The 16,747-nt window shown below is 38.0% G+C and carries 12 protein-coding genes and 1 tRNA gene; 4 read left to right on the top strand and 9 right to left on the bottom strand.

What is annotated here, in order from left to right; genetic code table 11:
- Positions 1 to 88 precede the first annotated feature (88 nt).
- The 5 genes from EHW67_RS16775 to EHW67_RS16755 form a co-directional block, all read right to left on the bottom strand.
- Complete coding sequence (locus EHW67_RS16775) at positions 89 to 1,738, bottom strand: RagB/SusD family nutrient uptake outer membrane protein (protein ID WP_126163544.1); 1,650 nt, start codon at positions 1,736 to 1,738, stop codon at positions 89 to 91.
- 16 nt (positions 1,739 to 1,754) lie between these two features.
- The gene (locus EHW67_RS16770; RefSeq protein WP_126163543.1) at positions 1,755 to 4,832 is read right to left on the bottom strand and encodes a SusC/RagA family TonB-linked outer membrane protein; all 3,078 of its coding nucleotides are present in this window, start codon (positions 4,830 to 4,832) and stop codon (positions 1,755 to 1,757) included.
- A gap of 423 nt (positions 4,833 to 5,255) precedes the next feature.
- Positions 5,256 to 6,044 carry a 3-keto-disaccharide hydrolase gene (locus EHW67_RS16765; RefSeq protein ID WP_126163542.1) on the bottom strand — a complete coding sequence of 263 codons (789 nt, stop codon included), beginning with the start codon at positions 6,042 to 6,044 and terminating at the stop codon, positions 5,256 to 5,258.
- A gap of 173 nt (positions 6,045 to 6,217) precedes the next feature.
- Positions 6,218 to 7,414, bottom strand: a complete 1,197-nt coding sequence (locus EHW67_RS16760; RefSeq protein ID WP_126163541.1) for a DegT/DnrJ/EryC1/StrS family aminotransferase — start codon at positions 7,412 to 7,414, stop codon at positions 6,218 to 6,220.
- Positions 7,415 to 7,474: 60 nt separating this feature from the next.
- Positions 7,475 to 8,107 carry an NAD(P)H-dependent oxidoreductase gene (locus EHW67_RS16755; RefSeq protein WP_126163540.1) on the bottom strand — a complete coding sequence of 211 codons (633 nt, stop codon included), beginning with the start codon at positions 8,105 to 8,107 and terminating at the stop codon, positions 7,475 to 7,477.
- A 371-nt stretch (positions 8,108 to 8,478) separates the two neighbouring features.
- Here EHW67_RS16755 and EHW67_RS16750 point away from each other — a divergent pair.
- A tRNA-Ser gene (locus EHW67_RS16750) sits at positions 8,479 to 8,563 on the top strand.
- A 364-nt stretch (positions 8,564 to 8,927) separates the two neighbouring features.
- On the opposite strand, the gene EHW67_RS20840 is transcribed toward EHW67_RS16750, so the two are convergent.
- From EHW67_RS20840 to EHW67_RS16735, 3 genes are all read right to left on the bottom strand, one after another.
- Positions 8,928 to 9,089, bottom strand: coding sequence for a transposase (locus EHW67_RS20840; RefSeq protein WP_262707176.1), 162 nt, complete (start codon positions 9,087 to 9,089; stop codon positions 8,928 to 8,930).
- Between the two features lie 360 nt (positions 9,090 to 9,449).
- Positions 9,450 to 10,892, bottom strand: coding sequence for a sensor histidine kinase (locus EHW67_RS16740; protein ID WP_158285141.1), 1,443 nt, complete (start codon positions 10,890 to 10,892; stop codon positions 9,450 to 9,452).
- Between the two features lie 488 nt (positions 10,893 to 11,380).
- The gene (locus EHW67_RS16735) at positions 11,381 to 11,767 is read right to left on the bottom strand and encodes a response regulator (protein WP_126163538.1); all 387 of its coding nucleotides are present in this window, start codon (positions 11,765 to 11,767) and stop codon (positions 11,381 to 11,383) included.
- 602 nt (positions 11,768 to 12,369) lie between these two features.
- Here EHW67_RS16735 and EHW67_RS16730 point away from each other — a divergent pair.
- Together EHW67_RS16730 and EHW67_RS16725 are read left to right on the top strand one after the other, a co-directional pair.
- Positions 12,370 to 13,062, top strand: a complete 693-nt coding sequence (locus EHW67_RS16730; RefSeq protein ID WP_126163537.1) for a LytR/AlgR family response regulator transcription factor — start codon at positions 12,370 to 12,372, stop codon at positions 13,060 to 13,062.
- An 82-nt stretch (positions 13,063 to 13,144) separates the two neighbouring features.
- Positions 13,145 to 13,522 (top strand): response regulator, encoded by a 378-nt coding sequence (locus EHW67_RS16725; RefSeq protein ID WP_126163536.1) that lies wholly within the window; start codon positions 13,145 to 13,147, stop codon positions 13,520 to 13,522.
- A gap of 122 nt (positions 13,523 to 13,644) precedes the next feature.
- Here the strand turns inward: EHW67_RS16725 and metE are convergent, their stop codons facing one another.
- Positions 13,645 to 15,963 (bottom strand): 5-methyltetrahydropteroyltriglutamate--homocysteine S-methyltransferase, encoded by a 2,319-nt coding sequence (metE, locus tag EHW67_RS16720; RefSeq protein ID WP_126163535.1) that lies wholly within the window; start codon positions 15,961 to 15,963, stop codon positions 13,645 to 13,647.
- A gap of 157 nt (positions 15,964 to 16,120) precedes the next feature.
- Here metE and EHW67_RS16715 point away from each other — a divergent pair, with 157 nt between their 5' ends.
- A complete protein-coding gene (locus EHW67_RS16715) occupies positions 16,121 to 16,582 on the top strand; it encodes an Lrp/AsnC family transcriptional regulator (protein ID WP_126163534.1) in 462 nt (153 codons plus the stop codon).
- Positions 16,583 to 16,747 lie beyond the last annotated feature (165 nt).

Genomic DNA, 16,747 nt, shown 5'->3' with positions numbered 1-16,747 from the left:
GGATTAAAAAATATGGACAGGATATTTCATCCCGTCCATAATTTTAACAATCAACTAATCTAACTAAACAATAAGGAAAATATTTTGCTTAATACCCTGGGTTCTGGGTCATAGTTTCTGGTGAAATTTCCAATTCTTTTATAGGAATAGGCCTTAATAAATGCTTCGTTGCATCAAAGGCACCATGATCAATTACATGTGGGTTGTATAAGCCGATTCGTTCTTCCAATTTCCCCATACGCTTTAAGACGGCCCATCTATTCTCTTCCCCAGCTAGCTCCAAGGCGCGTTCTGCCAGTATGGTATCCAAATCTATGGTTGCATAATGATCTGCTACACCTGTTGCTCTTTCCCTTACTCTATTGATATGGAATAAGGCCTGTGTCTCATTACCTGCACCTAAATAGGCCTCTGCAGCCAACAAATGTGTTCCTGCTATCCGGTAAACATAGGTGTCACGTGCCCCTAATCCTTCTTCTTGAAAGATTTCATCGTCAAATTTCTTGAATATTGGAAAATTTGTGAACATCGGATTCACTTCATATTTATAATTTACTTCGCCAACCTCATCTGGTCTCCCGAACAAATATTGATCAGGCTGATATACCCAATAGCGATCCAATTTATCCACTAACTCAGTCATGTCTATAGTCTCTTTTGGGAAATACACAATTGTGTCCCCTACTGCAATCTCATCGGTCCCGACTGAAAATCCTGCTTCATCTGCATATAAAACCCTGTGCACAGTAACCTCTTCCCTTGTATCGTTATCCTCGAACAATGAATAAAAATAAGGTGTGGGCATTAGATTACTACCGGTCTTACCATAAGGATTATTTCTGCTTATTCCAGGTAATTGTTCCACTCCTGTCATAAACAAGGAATGTTTGTTATTACCTCTATCTTGGACAAACCCGGTATTGCCCCATTGAGCAGCAAAAAGTATTTCAGGATTTACCTGATTGTCATAAGCAAAAAGCTGATCGAACATCTGGCTTCTAATATCGTAGGAGCCTATGGCTTGTTCCGCTAAATCTGCGGCTGTTTGAAAATCGTTACTACCTGCAAAAGATTTGTAGGCCCTAGTTAAATACACCTCAGCCAATACATGCTGTGCCGCTCTTTTGGAAATCCTTCCTGTTTCAGGATCTGCCTGCAGGTCTGGAATAGCAGCCTCCAATTCTGAAATTATCAAGGAATAAGTCTCTTCTTCGGTAGACCTGGTATAGTTGTTTCTGATACTCTGAGGTTCCTCCAAATCTAGTACAACACCTCCAAATTGCTGTGCCAAATAGAAAAATGACATGGCTCTTAATGCCCTTGCTTGGGCTATGCCATAGGCCTTTTCATCTAATCTACCTTCACTCCAATCTACTTCAATTTCAAATCTATTGATAGCGGTATTCGCCTTAGAAATAACATTATAATTGGCGTTCCAAAGGCCATTTGACTGGGGGGCATTAAAAGAATTATAATCATTTTCTGCAGAAAAGGAAAATACTTCCCCTTGGCTTGTAAAAACATCCGTTCCGGCAAACTGATAATTATGGTTATTGTAAACCCCTCTCATCGAGGTATAAAGTCCTACAATTAATTGATCTGCAGTATCCTCTGTTAGAAAATTTTCTGCGGTAATATTGGAAAAGACATCTTCCTCTATATAAGAATCACAGGCATTTAATAGTATTGAGAAAGCTATTAAAGCTACGATATGTTTTGTTTTATCTAATATGTTCATGACAATTTTTTTAAAATTAATAAGCCAACTTTAGTCCAAATAATATGGTCTTAACCATATATCCGGAGTTATAAGAGTTCTGTAGCCCTGTTTCAGGGTCTGGACCAGCATAATCTGTAAAGGTGAACGGATTTTGTACATCCAAGGACAAACGAAGACTAGACATTTTTAGTTTATCCAGTAATTCTTGTGGAAATTGATATCCCAAACCTATATTGCCAATTTTTACAAAATCATAGTCAGTATAATAATTGTTCCCAGTAGCACCATATTCCAATGCTGGATTTTTAGAATCTGGATTATTTGGAGTCCAGTAATCCAAATCAACCTTATTAAATTTGGCATCATCGTTTTGCCATGGAACAAAATTGTTATAAAATTCAGAGTGACCATAAGAACCTTGTCTAGTATATGCCTGAATTGTCAGATCTAAATTGCCATAAGTAAAAGTATTGGTCATACCACCAATCCAATCAGGAGAAATAGAACCAATAACCTTTTTGTCACTTTCATCCCTATCACCACTGTTATCCAAATCCCTATATTTATTTTGACCAGGGAAACTGCCATCATAAGCAAAAGCTTCTGCAGCTTCATCCAATTGCCAAATACCTTCAATCTCATAGGAATAGATAGCATCAACTGGTTGCCCCACCTGTAAAACACCATGATTGCCATAAGGTTCCTTGTCAAGGTCTCCATCGAGCTTCAAAATTTCATTTTTATTTTTCGCAAAGTTTAAACTAGTCTTCCATCTAAACTTATCGGTTTGTATGTTCACCGTATTCAAGGTAATTTCTACACCTTTATTTTGAACAGATCCGTAGTTACCTACCGCAGTGGAATAACCGGTGATATTGGACAATGTTTTATTCAGAATGGCATCAACCGTTTTTTTGTTATATACCTCTACTCCCAAGCCTATCCTATTTTTCAGAATACTAAGATCCATACCAACATTCACCTCCTTTGAACGTTCCCATGTAAGGGTGTTATTGGGCAATCCGTTAACATCTACCCCGTTGGTATGTGTATCTCCGAATAAATAATCGGATTCCCCCAAAAAGGCCAAGGAACTATAGGCACTAACGGGACTATCATTTCCAGATTCACCGTAACTAACCCTAAATTTCAGATTGTTTAACCAACCCGCATCTTGCAAGAAGACTTCATCACTTGCTTTCCAAGCGAAAGCCGCAGATGGAAAAAATGCCCATTCATTGTTTATCGCAAGTTTAGAAGAACCGTCGTACCTACCTGTAAAGGTAAAGAGATATTTATCTAGAATGTTATAGTTTAATCTACCAGCAAAGGATGCCAAGGTCTCCTTATAATAATTGGTGTTATAGGCTCTGGGATCCAAGCCGGCCCCTGTGTTGTAGAAGGTATAAGCATCCGTATCAAAATCCCTAGTTTCTATCTTACTAAATTCCCGCTGGTTGTAATAAACCGAAGAAATAAGGGTAGTCTTTAAATTATGTCCTTCAAGGATATCAAAATCAAAGTCCACTATGTTATCCCAGGTATAGGCTGTATTAAAATAGGCATTGTAATAAGCCCTTGTCCTGCTTGGCTCGTTTCTTGCCGATTTTGTCAACAGCCCAAAATGTGATCCATATCTCTCAGTTTGAATATTAGGGGCAAATTGCGTTTTAAAGCTGATCCAATCTGCCGGTTTGTAGTTCAAAAACACATTTGCAATAACATCCAAAGTCTTTGTATTGCTCAACCAAGAACCTTTGGATTCGTAATATGGATTAAGAAAGCGTCCGTCCTGATCATCTGGAAATAAAATAATATTTCCTTCAGGGTCTCTTGAATTTACCGTTGGAGCCAACCTTAAGGAACTCCTGAACAACTCATTACTTCCAGTTTCACGTTCTGATAAGGCCAGGTACGCCTTTAATCCTACCGTAAAACTATTGGAGACTTTTTTTGTTAGGGATGCACTTAAATTATATCTATCATATCCTTCAATACCTACTACCCCTTCATTACTAAGGTATCCGATAGATCCATTATAGGTTAATCCGTTGCTACCCCCGGACATTCCCAAATTGTGACTGGTTTGTAGACTGGAATGCCTATAATCATCTGCCCAATTGGTGTAACGACGATTGGCAGCGTTGTCGGCCTCTTCATTGGAAGTTCTAATTTCCCTGGACATGTCAACCGTTAAATTATTATAATCTTCAACCGTTGGGTATATACCTTGGCTAGGATTAAACAACTGTCTCCAAGCGGTACTTCTCAAAACATTTTCCACAAAATTTACATACTCATCCCCATTGTACATATCGGGCACATTGGTAGGCGAATTTGAACCCAGAGTGGCCTCGTAAGTAAATATAGTTCTCCCCTCAACTCCACTCTTTGTAGTTATTATGATTACCCCGTTGGCCCCACGAGCTCCATATATTGCAGTCGCAGAAGCATCTTTTAAAACATCCATTTGCTGGATATCAGAAGGATTCAAAATATTAATATCTTCAAAAAATACACCATCTACCACATATAACGGCTTTGAAAGATCATTGTCCAGATTATCACTTAATCCATCACGGGTAGCATCATTGTTCTTAATTACCGTATTACCTCGAATATCAATTGAAAGCGGTGCCCCAGGCTTATTGTTAGTTGTCCTAACATCTACACCTGCTACCCTACCCTGAATGGCTTGTCCTAGGTCTGTTTTCTTCTGTTCCGTAAGGGCTTCTGTATTTAAAGAAGCCACGGCACCAGTTAAATCACTTTTCTTGACCGAACCGTAACCAATTACTACTACTTCTTCAAGACCTGTAGCGTCTTCGGTTAAAGAAATGGTATAGGAAGAGGATCCGTCCAATTTAATTTCCTTGCCCACATACCCTATATAAGATATCACCAATACCGCATCATTGTTACTTACCGATATGGAAAAATTCCCATCAAAATCGGTTACTACCCCATTGGTAGTTCCTTTCTCCACAATGTTAGCTCCAGGAAGCGGAACATTCTGTTCGTCCATAACTGTCCCCGTCACATTTGTTTGAGCCCAGGAAACAGTTGTGACACCCATCAAAATGACTAGCATCAAAAGTTTAAGTTTCTTCATTTCTTATTAGTTTGTTAATTATGTTATGCTAAGCTAATGTTAATGAAATGTGAAGGAATGGACATATTTCCCAAAAACATGGATAGATTATTCAAGCCCAGTGTTTACGGGGCATAGCGAGTGAGTGCATTGCCTATTAAAAAGGATGAAAACAAAAAAAGTACGTATTTAATGTAGGTTAGAGCTGCAAAATGGTTGCCATAATCAAAGAATGGACATAGAAAAACTAACGATTTGCCAGTCCTAATACGTTATAATTATCAATCCCCAAACAGCGGTCTAAAATCTACCTAGGGTTTGCATAAAAAAAACACCCCTTGGACAGGAGTTGTCCAAGAGGTATTTAAGCAAGGTATTAATAAAGTTTTTTAGAAGGTACCCGACATAAAACTGGAATCTATTTTAAGCGGATCTAGGTAGAACCTATAATTTTCTTATCCAAATATTTCTAAACTGGGTTTTATTCCCGTGATCCTGAAGGGTAATTACATCGTCCCCATGGGCCGAGGGATAATTATGCAAACCAGTATAGTATGTTATTCCATTGATCACCGTATTATTTTGGACCAGTACACCATTATGCAACACAGTTATAGTTGCTTTTGTATCTAACCTTCCGTCTTCCTTAAAACGGGGTGCCCTGTAAATAATATCGTAGGTATTCCATTCAAGTGGGCTGCGCATGGCATTTACCAATGGAGCCTCATCCTTGTAAATACTAGCTGCCTGTCCATTGCGATAGGTACGGTTATTATAAGAATCCAAAATTTGAAGCTCATATCTGTTCTGTAAAAATAGTCCACTATTGCCCCTGCCCTGACTATGGCCTTTAACCACATCCGGGGCACTAAACTCCAAGTGAATCTGACAGTCCCCAAATTTCATTTTCGTACTTATACCTCCAGATCTGGGAACTACCTCCATATGGTCATTGTCTACAATCTTCCATGGTGCCGGCTTAGAATGATCATTTTTACTTACCCACTGATCCAAATTGCTTCCATCAAATAGAATAATGGCATCTGATGGGGCGTCGCCTAATTTTTTTCCCGGAGTCACTACTTCAACTTCTGGCTCCCATATCTCGGTCATTTGTGGTTTCATCGGCATAGGGGATACTTCTGGTGGGCTGGGTTTTTGGGTCTCTTGTGCTCCCATTGGAATGGCTAGGGCCACTGCAACTAGCCCTAGAAAAACGGTTTTTACATTCATGATCTTTTGGTATTTTGATTTTGGTTTAATAATTTTTTAAAAAATAAATATAGACATATTGCTACTTTTTCATTGTACTCAACCTTATATTTCAAGCTACAGCGTCAAAAAACATGGTCTATATTGAGGTTTAAGGCCTACGTAAAACTACCATATACTAGGCAGACCAGTTTTTAAGACAACTGACTTTTAATGATTTCCACCATTTTATTGGCACGCTGTTGCACCTCCTCTTCAGACCAACCCAATTTTATCAGACAGGATATATTTCTACCTATCCAATGGTCGGATTTAGTGAAGTTGGACAAGTTGTAATTTGGCACCCCTTCCCTTATCTCTTTGGACAGCCCTACCAAACTTTTTAAATCTTTTAAATGTTCCCATTTTCTGTAGTAGTGCCAATTATTGTCATACCAATAGAAGCATCCGTCCAGTCCGTTATCGGCCAATGCCTCTACGGTTTTACGGGCCAGATTTTCATCGGGCATAAAAAAACTCAGAAATGAATAATTTTCTTCCCCCTTAGCGGGTACTCTTCTGAAGGTAATCTCCGGGATCTGCTCTAAGGCCGATCTTAATACGGAATAGTTATTTTTCTGGGAAGCTATAAAATCGTCCAAACGTCCAATTTGAGCAAGTCCTACGGCTGCATGTAGTTCCGAAATCCTATAATTATAACCCAATATAGGGTGGCCTTCGGCTCCCCTGTTGGAACCAATATGATCATGACCATGATCGGAAAATTGATCGGCTCGAACATAATATTCCTTATTATTGGTAACAAGGGCCCCACCTTCCCCACAGGTAATTGTCTTTACATAGTCGAACGAAAAACAGCCTAAATCCCCATAACTTCCCAAGGGTTTACCGTCGTAGCTTCCTCCTATGGCCTGGCAGGCATCTTCCAGTAAGATAAGTTCATGTTTCTTACACAGGGCTTGCAAAGGAGCCAAATCGGCCATAGATCCACACATATGAACCGGCATAATTACTTTTGTTTTTTCGGTAATGGCTTTTTCCACTGCAAGGGGATCAAGAGTAAGGGTGTCGTCCACATCCACTAAAATGGGTATGGCCCCAACCGACAGCACGGCTTCAAAACTGGCTACAAAGGTAAAAGTAGGCAGTATAACCTCATCACCAGCCCCTACCTTGGCACAGGCCAAGGCCACTGTTAAGGCGGCCGTTCCACTACTAAGCAGTTGGGCGTGATTAACCTGCATACGTTCTTCCAAGGCCTTTTCCAATTCCTTGGCTTTCCAATGCCCATTCCTATTGCCATCAAAACCATAGCGCATTAAAACCCCGCTATCCAAAACGTCATTTAATTGTTCCCTTTCTTGAGCTCCAAAAAGTTCAAATCCTGGCATATTATAATAATTTATTTAGTAGTTTTTAATTGAGTAAAGATTAAAGGCGGTAATTTCACATTATGGTAGGTGCAGAATACTATCATCAATTTCTCTGCGTACTTTTTTAAGACTAGCAAACATATCATCACTTGACCTGTATCCTATTGGCAGGACCAGCACTGAAGTTAGCTTATGGTCGTCAAGTCCCAAAATCTGATCGTACCCTTTTGGCTGAAAGCCTTCCATAGGACAGGCATCCACTTCCTCCAAAGCACAAACGGTCAATAAGGTCCCCAGTGCCAAATAGGCCTGATTGGTGGCCCAATCATGGACCTCTTTCAATTCTTTTTTGGAAAAGCTTTCTATCAACGCCCCTTTGAAAGGTTCCAAAATTTCATCCGAGGTGTTTCTAACCTGTTGCACCCTCTTAAAGTAGTCATGAATAAAATTTTTGTCTATTTGCTTTTCAATACAGATTACAAAAACATGGGAGGCTTCGGCCACCTGATTTTGGCCGTAGGACAATTTCACCAACTCTTTCTGTAGTTTCTTATCCTGCACAACCAGTAACTTTATGGGCTGTAGCCCATAAGAGGTAGCAGTTAGGTTAAAAGCCTGCTTTAATTTGTCCAATTTTTGTACTGGCACCAATTTGTTCTCATCGAATTTTTTTACGGCATAACGCCACTCTAATTTCTTGATAATATCCAAGGTAAATTCTTTTTTATTTAAAGCCCATTTTTCTTCCAACACTTACACAGCTGCCACATTTCATGGGTCCCTTATAAAGTTAATTTCCATTTTCTATAGGCAATGGGTAGCTTCCGGGCCAAAGTTAAGCCTATTTCCCTTTCCCGTGTACTATTCGGGCTAAAAAGTGCCCAGATAGCCTCCCGTCAAACTAGTTGATTCCAGGCCCCATTTACATTTAAATGCTTATGTGATTAAAACTATTTAAAGCAAAAAGGCCAGCTAACTAAAATAATAAGGACTATAATGACATCGGCAATTTTAAAAAAATAAATAAAAATTGAAATTTCTTTTAAAAAGAATAAAAAGGTTTCTATATTTGCACCCGCTAAGGAGAAATGGCAGAGTGGTCGAATGCGGCAGTCTTGAAAACTGTTGAGGGTCACACCTCCGGGGGTTCGAATCCCTCTTTCTCCGCAAAAGGAAACCCATAACGAAAGTTATGGGTTTTTTGTTTACTGGAGCCACCGAAGTTTACTTCGAGGGGCCGAAGGAAACAAAAAACCTACAAGCGTTAGCTTGTTATGGTTTCTATGCTTGCCCCGGATTGCCTTGTTGGGATGCACGCAGTGAATCCCATAATAGGAAGGAAACAAAAAACCTACAAGCGTTAGCTTGTTATGGTTTCTATGCTTGCACGGGATCCACGACATACTAAAAACCACAGACCAAGTTCAAATTACACCCTCTCGATATATCCTTAAAAGCGTGGATAGAATATCGCTCTGTACTTTTGCTCTACTATCCCAAACAAAAAACGGATCATGACCAATTGTTGTGTTTATGCAAAAATTGTGGTTAATCGGTAAAGGAAGAACTCTACATTTCTCACACCTCTGAACTGTGCCCTAAATGCCTTCATCTTCGCGTTGAATGATTCTGCTGAAGCATTTGTACTTCTGTTTATAAAATAGTTGAGTACAGAGCGGTAATTTAAAGTAATACTATTGGCTACCGTTTAGAAGCTCTTAAATCCTGACTCCTCTACATCTTTGTACCAGTAGGCTAGTTTGGTGTAAGCTACTTTAATATCGTTGACATGGGTAAATATACTCCTAAGTTTATATTTACATTAAAGCAGACCTACTTTCAACAAAATAAAAAATCCAATAACTGAATTCTAAGTCTAAGGCTTGTGCCTTATGGGCTACAGAGGTCATTTCCATATTTGGGAAAATTTAGATTTTATCCAAAACTCTCACTTTTCACGTAGAAAAATTTTTAATCATAACTGTATTACCATTTACCCCCATCCTCCCACCAAAGAACAAAATATACAGGTATTGGCAGTAAGCTTTTTAGGTTACCTAAGAGATTTGGAAGACTGTTCCTGTCCTTGGGAATATGAACTAAATGCCAGTGCTACCGACTCCGTTGCGTCCTGCGCTCCTGTTAAAGTAGAATCTATCCTTTCTGGTTCTGGAATATGCAAAGGCAGGGTAAATTTAAAATTACTTCCCTTACCTATTTCACTCTCCACCCAAAGATGTCCGTCCAATTTCTCTACAAATTCCTTACAAAGAACCAAACCTAAACCAGAACCATTTTCGTTTGCGGTACCCCGTGATGTAACATTGGCAGATAAGTCAAAAATTTTACGAATTGTTTCATCGGTCATACCAACCCCATTGTCTATAACACAAATTTCCACCTGTTGTCCATGAGTAGTAGCTACCACTTCTATTTGTCCTCCATAATCCGTGAATTTTATGGCATTCGCAATTAGGTTTCTTAATATAGTCGCAAGAATATTTTTGTCCGTAAATAATTCAATGTCTGTTGTTGGCGAATGTTGTAAAGCAATATTTTTAGCCTTTGCTTGCGACCTTTTAAGACCTATAATTTCATCAATAACCTCAGACAGTGTAATTTTTTCAGGATTAAAGCCAAGTTCCCCAGTTTGTGATTTTGCCCAATTTAATAAGTTGTCCAGTAAATTGAGGGTGTTTTTGGCAGTTGAATTTATTAAATCTGTATACTTTTCTGATTCCGGATTGTCGGTATCTTTCACATTGTCCAAGAGCAGATCGGAAAGACCCAATATGTTTATAAACGGACTCCTTAGATCATGTGCAATAATGGAGAATAATTTATTTTGGGTTTGGTTCAACGCTTGTAGTTTACGTTTATCCTGTTCAATGATAACATTTTTTGCAAGTATAGTTTTTTGATCTATTTCCTTTAAAAGCATTATAAAACCTATGCTTATAGCACTTATTACAAGGACGGAAACTATAAGAAACCAATTATTGAAGGTAGAATTCTGGAGAAAAACATATGACTGCCCTATTTGATAAATGTGAATGGCACGTACTAGCTGAAATACGGAATACAATAGAAGTACAGCACTTAAAAGGATAGAAAATTTATATTTGTTTTTATTAGTATACAGATAAAAAGCACCTATTCCAAAGAAAAATGAACAGGATGTTATACGTATTACACTGAGAATAGTAAAGTTTTCCTCAACGAATAAAATTGCGGAATAAAATAGAAAAACAGAAACAATAAAAAGCCTCAAGAGTTTTTTTCGGATGGTTCCGTCATAGGAGAGCAAACCAAAGGCTGTTAGTGCAAAACAAGAAATTAAAAGAAAATTATTAATTCGCAAGCTTAGCAAAGGCGGTAAAACATCCCTATTGGCAAAAAGAACAATGGCAATAGTTTGGAAGGTAATACCCAGTGCTACCAGTAATAAATACCATTGTTTGTGATGATAAAAATATTGATAAATGAACAATGCCATGATAAATAAGTTATTCAAGGCTAAAAAAAACATTATCGAGGGGTAGTCTAAAGTCATTTTTCTTTATCCATTTTATTTTCATAAAGATTAAAAAAAAAACGCTCAATAAGCCGATTTTTTAGGTCTGATTGATAACTTTAATCGATTCAGCTTTTAACTATGACAGTAACATACTGATCTTGAACTACATAGAATATTTTTCCCTTAGATTTGTATATCAACAAACTAAATGAATGGTTATAAAGTAATTTGGTGGTCATGGAAAACACGAGGTCCCAATATAATTGACCATTACAGTAGTAGAATAAACTAATCATCCACTTCCTTAAAATATTTTGGTCAATCTCAAAAGTTACGGGTGTCAATTCGGTAAATAGAAAAAGTACATCGCCTATTTTCTATTACATATGCCTTATAATCCAGGGCTAAATAGGTTTTACAACCAATAGGATTTCTTACAGTATATTGAATTAGCAATCATTTCAACATTAGGCAAAAATCCGGTCAACTGCATTTTTGTTCAAGGGTTTATCAAAATAATCCTTTATAAGAGGATGGCTTTTGGCTCGCTTTCGATCTGTTGAGTTTGTAAAGGCGGAGACTATATAAATATCGAAAGGACTAATGTTTACACCAATTTTTTCCAACTCCATTAGAAAGTCCCATCCATCCAAATCCGGTAAACCAAGATCTAACAATAGCTTGTCTGGAAGTCCTTTTTTACTTTTCCAGCACTTCCTTAGATGGTCCAAGGCCTCTTTAACTGTATAAAATGTGGTAATATTATAATGGGGGTGTACCTGTCCTATTTTGTATGTCATGGCAAACTGTGATACCATATCATCATCAATAATCCATAAAGTTTCTCCTTCCATGCTAATTTACAATACCAATTAAAAATTTATTAACCAACCATTTCACCTAGGACTTTCCGCAACCTAAATATACATTGCCACTATCAACTTAATGCAACAATTCCTGTTAAGTTCTTATATTAGAATTGCTGAACTAAACCCTATAATTTTATAAAAAACAAACAGCAATAATAGTAATTTTCACCTATATTTTCAAAGCTACAATCTAAATATATGCGCACAAAGTTTTAATCCAATACTTTTTCGCCGAGTGTTCTGAGTAAACCGATTAAACTACAAGCTATTAGCTGTACCAATACAGTATCGCCTTTTCTTTAGACCAATAATAATTACGCGTAAATGGGGCAAAATGTATATTCATCCACCCTATCCCTCTAAACAAAAAAGAAGGGGCATTAAAAAAACATGAGCCATATCGTCTCCCCTATTTTAATGTCGACTTCATTTTAAACAGGAGCAACTAATAATAGTGGTCCCTGACTACATTTCCCAGTCGAGCAACTCTATTCAGACAACATTATATCCACTGTTCACATCATTTATTGGCAACCCAAACAGCTATTTAATTACTTTGACAAAAATTAAACTTCAAGTCCCCCGTTATGAAATTAAAGAGTGTGATCATATGTGATTCACGTTTACAACTAGCTGCCATAACCAAGTTGGTAAACAATCACCCAAAACTGACTTTGATAGCTAACTACACCAACTCCATCGAAGCGTTAAACGGTATTAAAAACAACAACATTGATGTTGCCTTTATCGATATAGAGAAGCCAAGCGTAAAGAGATACCAATTTTTGGAAGCCTTGGATACCTCAACACAGTTAATATTAATTACCGGCAATCCTGATTATTCACCAAAGGCTTTTAATTTTAAACTTACCGACTATCTATATAAACCCATTTCTCAGGCCAGCTTTGAAGCCTCAGTAAAAACAGCTATCTTCAATTACGACCAAAGTACTCACGTGAACAGTGAGGAAGAGCATATAATAGTAAAAAGTAATTTGAGAAAGCGTAAAATAGTTTTAAACAATATAAAATGGGTCCAAGGGCTGGGCGATTATATTAAATTGATCACCAATGAAGGTACAGTAGTAATTCTTTCTACCATGAAATCTTTTGAACAAAAATTGCCGAAAGATAAATTCCTGAGGACACATAAATCCTATATTGTGAACTTGGAAAAGGTAGAAAAATACAATAGTAAGTCAATTACAGTCGAGGGAATTCAGCTGCCATTGAGCAGAAATAAGAAAAGCGAATTCATTGAGGCGTTATTTAATGTATAGAAACGCTCAAGAATTTAAATTTCCAACCCAAAGTAATCGGTGAATCCAACAATCATCACAGAAAAAACTAACAAGATTAAAGATGAAGACACACGAAATATTACTGATTGACGATGATCCAATGACCAATTTTATTAACAATACGGTCATAAAATCGGAGTTTCCGAATTATTCACCTGTCATTTTTGAAAATGGTCCAGACGCCCTTGCATATATCAGGGAAAATCCCAAATCATTCTACCTGATCTTCTTGGATATAAATATGCCTGTAATGGATGGTTGGGAATTTTTAGAAACGCTTTCAAAGGATACAAGCCAATACAATTTAGTTATCCATATTTTAAGCTCTTCCCTTGATTCATTGGATAAGCGGAAAGCAGATAAGAGCAATCTTGTTACTTCCTTTCTAACAAAACCTTTGAAAAAGGATGTTCTAAAAGAATTAAAATTGGGTCTATGAAATAACCAAGACCATCACAGTTTAAAAAAAACCTGAAGACCGTCTAAACACTTAATTTAGACGGTCTATTTGGATTGTTAACATACATTGTTAATGTACACTTTATGGTATTGAGGTCTTAACTACACATCAATAGTGTATTCAGATCTTATTTTTTTGGCCACCTTTACCATATTGGTCAAAGCGGACTTGGTTTCTGGCCAGTCCCTTGTCTTAAGACCACAATCCGGATTTACCCACAAATTTTCCACCGGTAAGAGTTTGGCCGCCTTGTGCAATAAAGACGCCATTTCATGCTCATTGGGAATCCTGGAAGAATGAATGTCGTATACCCCAGGTCCTATTTGGTTGGGATACTTGTATTTCACAAAGGCGTCCAAAAGCTCCATTTCCGACCTTGAGGTTTCTATGGTAATAACGTCGGCATCCATATCCCCAATGTTCTGTATAATATCGTTGAATTCCGAATAGCACATATGGGTGTGAATCTGGGTCTTATCCTCCACACCGGAGGCTGAAATTCTAAAACACTCCACCGCCCAATTTAAGTAGGTATTCCAATATTCACGTCGTAAGGGCAGCCCTTCCCGTATTGCAGGTTCATCTATCTGAATGATACTTATTCCCGCCTGCTCCAAATCAGTTACCTCGTCCCGTATGGCCAAAGCTATTTGTTTGCAGGTTACGGATCTAGGCTGGTCGTTTCGCACAAAGGACCATTGCAAAATAGTTACCGGTCCGGTAAGCATTCCCTTTACCGGTTTTTTAGTTAACGATTGTGCGTAAGAAGTCCATTTTACCGTCATAGGCTTATCCCTATATACGTCTCCATAAATGATGGGAGGCTTTACACAGCGGCTACCATAACTTTGTACCCATCCATTTCCGGAAAAGGCAAACCCCTCTAATTTTTCCCCGAAATACTCCACCATGTCGTTTCTTTCATATTCGCCGTGCACCAAAACATCCAACCCTATATCCTCTTGAAAAGCAATAGCCCTTTGGGTTTCTTTCTTCAGGAATTCATTGTATTCCGTACTGGTAATTTCCTTGTTTTTAAATTGTCTTCTTATACTCCTCACCTCCCTGGTTTGGGGAAAAGATCCAATTGTGGTAGTAGGAAATAATGGCAGACCTAATTTCTTTCCCTGCTCATACCTCCTAACAGTAAAGGCGCTCTTACGTTTTCCTGCCGTATCCGCCAAGGATTGGACCCTTTGCTTGGTGGGGCTGTGATGCACCAGTCCAGAGATTCTTTTATCAATAAAAGTACGTCTATTACTTACCAATTCCATTGCCGCCTCTTCTGTGGGTATTTCCGGTGTAAGCTCACTTAATGTTACCAACTCCTTTAGTTTTTGTTTTGAAAATGCCATCCACTGCTTTACTTCGGCTGGTAAACTTTTTTCATTGGTCTCTAGATCTAGATCATAGGGCGCATGTAGAAATGAGCAAGAACTGGAAACCCAGAGCTTTTCAATAGAAACATTTTGCAAGGCCATGTTTATGAGGTCCAAGGAGGAATCAAAATTATTGCGCCATATATTTCTACCGTCAACAACTCCTAACGAAAGTACTTGCTTACCTTTGTAAGTTGGAGAATCTATGATGTCGTTCAACTGCAATGGGCACCGGACCAGATCTAAATGGATGGCATGAACGGGAAGACCTAAAATAGTTTCCAAATTGGCTCCATAGCAGTCAAAGTAATTGGTTAGAATTATTCTTAATTTGGGGAATTTTTCTGCTATATCTGTGTACAGTGTCTTTATGGCCGTCAGCTCTTTATGGGTCAAGTCCATCGCCAAACAGGGTTCATCCAATTGTATGTATTCCGCTCCAGCAGCGGATAACTGTGATAACAGTTTATAAAACTCGGGCAAAAGGGCTTCCAGTAAATCCAATCTATGGAAGCCTTCCTCCTTCTCCTTCCCTAGAAAAAGGTAAGTAACCGGGGATATCAATACAGGCTTGGTTGAAATACCCTGATCCAATGCTTCTTTAAATTCTTCAACAGCTTTTAGGGAACGCAATTCAAATGTCTGGCTCTTTGCAAATTCAGGCACTAAATAGTGATAGTTTGTATCAAACCATTTTGTCATTTCTAGTGCCGTAATATCAAAACTATCCTCCTGTAGCCCCCTTGCCATAGCAAAATAAAGATCTAGGTCCGATCTATTTTTATCAATTTCCCTGAATCTTTCGGGAATACAGCCATAGGTCATTGTGGCATCCAATACCTGATCGTAAAAGGAAAAGTCATTAGAGGGAATAAAATGGATCCCACTCTTTTTTTGCAGGATCCAATTTTTTCTTCGTATTTGACTGCCAACCTCCAACAGTTCCTCAGCTGAAATTTTCTTTTTCCAATATTTCTCTATGGCTTTCTTTAACTCTCTTTTGGCCCCAATTCTCGGGTATCCTAAAACGTTGGTTTTCATTTGCTCTGCTTTTGTTTATTTTCCAACAAAGCTCATCTTTAAGATTTAATTTTCCATGTTATTAATTTATTTTGGAAATAAAACCTATTTTAGTTTCTTTAGCTAGGTTATTCATCCATTTGTATTTAAAATGGGCATTAAAACAGAAAAATATTCTATGACCAATTTGGACAAAATTGATATTCAAATTCTAAAATTACTGCAGAGCAATTCCAATCTAACTACCAAGGAGCTGGCCAATAGGGTTAATTTATCTACCACACCCGTATTTGAACGGGTAAAAAGATTGGAAAAAAAGGGCTATATAAAAAAATATGTGGCTGTATTGGATCCCGAAAAAATGGACAAGGGCTTAACAGTGTTTTGCAACATAACCTTAAAACAGCACACCCGTGAAATTGGACACCAATTTGTAAAGGATATCGCGGCAATCAAGGAAGTTACCGAATGCTACAACGTATCTGGCGATTATGATTTTTTACTCAAGGTAATGGTAAAGGATATGAAGCATTACCAAGATTTTGTCTTGAACCATCTTGGATCCATGAAAAACATTGGAAGTGCACATAGTACCTTTGTGATGGGAGAGATAAAAAACGCCCATGCCATACCCCTATAAAGAGCTGTTCTAATAACTATCTAAGCAGCTAAAGTGAGCTTAATCCATTTTTGAAAATAATTGGTGGTCTATAGCCAATAATGATTCTATTTGCACCAAAGGTAGACGGAAAAAAGCGCATAAATAACAGGACTTTCAACCTTCCCCTACAAAATACAACTTAAA

Origin of the sequence: Arenibacter aquaticus (assembly GCF_003957295.1) — a bacterium.
GTDB classification, from domain to species: domain Bacteria; phylum Bacteroidota; class Bacteroidia; order Flavobacteriales; family Flavobacteriaceae; genus Arenibacter; species Arenibacter aquaticus.
The sequence above is the reverse complement of the archived record's forward strand: the minus strand, read 5'-3'. Positions and strand labels throughout refer to the sequence as shown.